3 protein-coding genes and 1 tRNA gene are annotated in these 3,703 nt (G+C 53.4%); 2 read left to right on the top strand and 2 right to left on the bottom strand.

The genetic code is table 11. From position 1 onward, the window contains the following. Both cobT and cobU read right to left on the bottom strand, forming a co-directional pair. A partial coding sequence (gene cobT, locus QVP67_RS02580; RefSeq protein ID WP_288179825.1) for a nicotinate-nucleotide--dimethylbenzimidazole phosphoribosyltransferase occupies positions 1–975 on the bottom strand: 975 nt, incomplete at its 3' end. Between the two features lie 59 nt (positions 976–1,034). Next, positions 1,035–1,544 carry a bifunctional adenosylcobinamide kinase/adenosylcobinamide-phosphate guanylyltransferase gene (gene cobU / locus QVP67_RS02575; RefSeq protein ID WP_022161990.1) on the bottom strand — a complete coding sequence of 170 codons (510 nt, stop codon included), beginning with the start codon at positions 1,542–1,544 and terminating at the stop codon, positions 1,035–1,037. Between the two features lie 136 nt (positions 1,545–1,680). Here cobU and QVP67_RS02570 point away from each other — a divergent pair. Next, positions 1,681–1,753: transfer RNA gene (locus QVP67_RS02570), tRNA-Gly, on the top strand. A 241-nt stretch (positions 1,754–1,994) separates the two neighbouring features. Continuing rightward, the gene (gene proS, locus QVP67_RS02565; RefSeq protein ID WP_022161989.1) at positions 1,995–3,488 is read left to right on the top strand and encodes a proline--tRNA ligase; all 1,494 of its coding nucleotides are present in this window, start codon (positions 1,995–1,997) and stop codon (positions 3,486–3,488) included. The last annotated feature ends 215 nt before the right edge of the window (positions 3,489–3,703 follow it).

The raw sequence follows: 3,703 nt of genomic DNA, 5'->3' as shown, positions 1-3,703 counted from the left end.
GATGGCACCCGTACCTTCGCCCAAACGAAGTCCCAAGTGGAGCAGGGGAGTCGCCCCCATGGCATCGAGCAGCAGCTTGTGGCCGGATTCGTCGCCACAGTGCCCGAAGATGGCATAATCGAGGACAGCAGGATACAACTTGCTTGCTGCCAGCATGCAGCTGGTCATGATAAAGCCGTCCACCAGAATCAGCATCTTCAATTCGGCTGCCTGAAGCATGGCTCCCACAGCCATCACCATCTCCAGTCCGCCGAAATAACGGATCACGTCGCACGGAGAGTAATCGCCTGCATAGTGCTGCAAGGCCTGCTGTAGCACCTGATACTTATGGCGGATGCCTTCGGTGTTCAGTCCGCTGCCGGCACCTACGCACTGTTCCAGAGGAATGCCGGTGAAGCAGGTCATCCACAACGACGAGGCCGACGTGTTCCCTATTCCCATTTCCCCGAAGCTAAGCACATTGCTGCCTTCTTCGTGACAGCGCCTCACGACTTCGGCTCCGCGTTCGATGCACAGCTCCATCTCTTCGCGGCTCATTGCTGCCTCGTGCAAGTAGNNNATTGCTGCCTCGTGCAAGTAGTTGCGGGTTCCGCGGCGAACCTTCATGTCGATGATGCCCTTCTCGTAAGGCAAGTCGTAGTCGACACCTGCATCAACGATTTTCAGTGTAAACCCATGCTGACGGCACAGGAAATTGACTCCGGCGCCCCCATGCAGGAAGTTGCTGATCTGCTGCCAAGTCACTTCCTTGGGCGAGAGGCTTACGCCTTCCTCCACGATGCCGTGGTCGGCAGCAAAAATGATGTTCTGCGGATGATGCAGGGCAGGCGACAAGGTCTGCTGCACCAGTCCTATCTGGAGGGCAAGTGCCTCCAGCATACCCAAAGAGCCTTTGGGCTTGGTCAGGTTGTTTATCTTATCGACCAATGCTTCCCGGATGGTCATATCCGGACGGGATATATTGAACGTTTTCATGCGGTGATTATAATGGGGAATGATTAATGGTGAATGGTTAATGATTAATGGTTAATGGGCTATTTTATTTTCACCGGAATGCCCGATACCATCAGCACGACTTCATCGGCCTTTGCTGCCAGATACTGGTTCAGCCAGCCCAGCATATCGGTGAATTTCCGTTGTATTTCGTTCCCGGAGGTGCCGCCCATACCTATTTCGTTGGTGACGAAGATAAAGGTGGCGTCTTGTGCCGTAAACCGGTCGAACTCCTGCTTGGCGGCTTCGAGCGACCGGCCGACATCGGCTTTCAGTTCGTAGAAGAAATTGGTGGCCCACAGGGTGACGCAGTCTATCAGCACCACCCGGCCTTCCACCGCGTGCCTGCTCAGCTGCTTTTCTTCCTCTATATTGGTCCATTCTTTTCCCCGCCGTGCCTGGTGCCGGAGTACCCGTTGCCGGAACTCCTCGTCCCAGATGCGGGCAGTGGCCATGTAGACGGGGGAGGCGGAGAGAGAAAGTGCCAGCTTTTCGGCATAAGTGCTTTTTCCCGACCGTTCTCCTCCGGTGATAAGTATGATTCGTTTCATGGTTGTCTTCTTCTAAAATTGGAAATAACACACAAAAGTAGGAAATAAATCAGGAAATGCTTGATTCTTTCTAAAAGATTTTATTACCTTTGCCGACGTTTTAAAAGGGAGGTCGCCCTCCCGATACATACATCTTGCGGCAGTAGCTCAGTTGGTAGAGCATCAGCTTCCCAAGCTGAGGGTCACGGGTTCGAGTCCCGCTTGCCGCTCCCTCAGAACAATGGAGGATGTGTCAAAATGAAAAGACACATCCTCTCTTTTTTGTTGCCCCCCCCCGGACGCCCCTGCCGGAAAAGCATTCGAAACCCTGCCCAAAGGACATACACCACCTTCCAACCCCGACTGCTGATAAAAAAACTGCTGAATGAATGACTTTTGCAAAGAATTTCGTAATTTTGCGTCCTGTTTGAAAAACCGTAATAGGAAAAACTTATAATAAACGAAATAAAAATGGCAGTAGAACTGAAAGACCTTACCAAACGTAGCGAGAATTATTCTCAGTGGTACAACGAATTGGTAGTGAAAGCCGACCTGGCAGAACAGTCGGCTGTGCGTGGATGTATGGTTATCAAACCGTACGGTTACGCTATCTGGGAGAAGATGCAACGTCAGCTGGACACAATGTTCAAGGAGACCGGACACGTCAACGCATATTTCCCCTTGCTTATCCCCAAATCATTCCTTAGCCGCGAGGCCGAACACGTGGAAGGCTTCGCCAAAGAATGTGCAGTAGTAACACACTACCGTCTGAAAAACGATCCGAACGGGGGTGGAGTAGTGGTAGACCCTGCTGCCAAGCTGGAAGAAGAACTCATCATCCGTCCCACATCGGAAACCATCATCTGGAATACGTACAAGAACTGGATCAACTCCTATCGCGACCTGCCCATCCTGTGCAACCAATGGGCCAACGTATTCCGCTGGGAGATGCGTACGCGCCTGTTCCTGCGTACAGCCGAATTCCTGTGGCAAGAAGGACACACGGCCCACGCCACCCGCGAAGAGGCTGAGGAAGAAGCCGTAAGAATGCTGAACGTCTACAGCGACTTCGCCGAGAAGTACATGGCTGTTCCCGTCATCAAGGGTGTGAAGTCGGCCAACGAACGATTCGCCGGTGCCCTCAACACCTACACCATCGAGGCCATGATGCAGGACGGAAAGGCGCTGCAAAGCGGTACATCGCACTTCCTTGGGCAGAACTTTGCCAAAGCGTTCGACGTGCAGTTCGTCAACAAGGAAAACAAGCTGGAATACGTATGGGCTACTTCCTGGGGGGTATCTACCCGTCTGATGGGAGCCCTGATCATGACCCACTCCGACGATAACGGACTGGTACTTCCGCCTCACCTGGCTCCGATACAGGTAGTGATTGTGCCCATCTACAAGAACGCCGAGATGCTGGCCAAGATCGACGAGAAAGTGGCAGGCATCGTGGCCAAACTGAAGGCAATGGGTATCTCCGTGAAGTACGACAATGCCGACAACAAACGTCCCGGATTCAAGTTTGCCGACTACGAAGTGAAGGGCGTGCCCGTGCGTCTGGTAATGGGTGGCCGCGACCTGGAGAACAACACGATGGAAATCATGCGTCGCGACACGCTGGAGAAAGAGACCCGCTCGTGCGAGGGCATCGAAGAGTACGTAAAAGACCTCCTCGAAGACATCCAGGCCAACATCTACAAGAAAGCGCTCGACTACCGCAACAAGCGCATCATCAGCGTAGACAGCTACGATGAATTCAAGGAGAAAATCGAAGAAGGCGGATTCATCCTGGCCCACTGGGACGGTACGACCGAGACCGAAGAAAAGATCAAGGAAGAGACCAAAGCAACCATCCGCTGCATCCCGTTCGACTCCTTCATCCCCGGCGACAAAGAGCCCGGCAAGTGTATGGTGACAGGCAAGCCTTCGGCATGCCGCGTAGTCTTTGCCCGCTCGTATTGATACCCGTCGGGACCGAAAGATACACACAACCTGAAAAAAACAACAGTACGTAGTGAACCGGCCGCAAGGCCTTCGCTACGTACTGTTTGTTTTCGGGGGGGGCATATCCCGTCCGCCTTCCTCACACAGTTTTCCAATCTCCATTATCCATTAAATCCTCATCCCAGCGGATCCTCCCCGCCCGGCTCCGTCGTTCCGCCGCCGGGTTCCCGGCC

The organism is Bacteroides sp. CAG:633, assembly GCF_000435115.1.
Lineage (GTDB): Bacteria > Bacteroidota > Bacteroidia > Bacteroidales > Bacteroidaceae > Bacteroides > Bacteroides ndongoniae.
Note: the sequence above shows the minus strand (reverse complement) of the source record. Positions and strands in the feature narration are given on the sequence as shown.

Bases quoted from the DNA above. Each gene is read 5' to 3' on its own strand.
- cobU (WP_022161990.1), bottom strand. From the start codon at position 1,544: ATGAAACGAATCATACTTATCACCGGAGGAGAACGGTCGGGAAAAAGC.
- proS (WP_022161989.1), top strand. From the start codon at position 1,995: ATGGCAGTAGAACTGAAAGACCTTACCAAACGTAGCGAGAATTATTCT.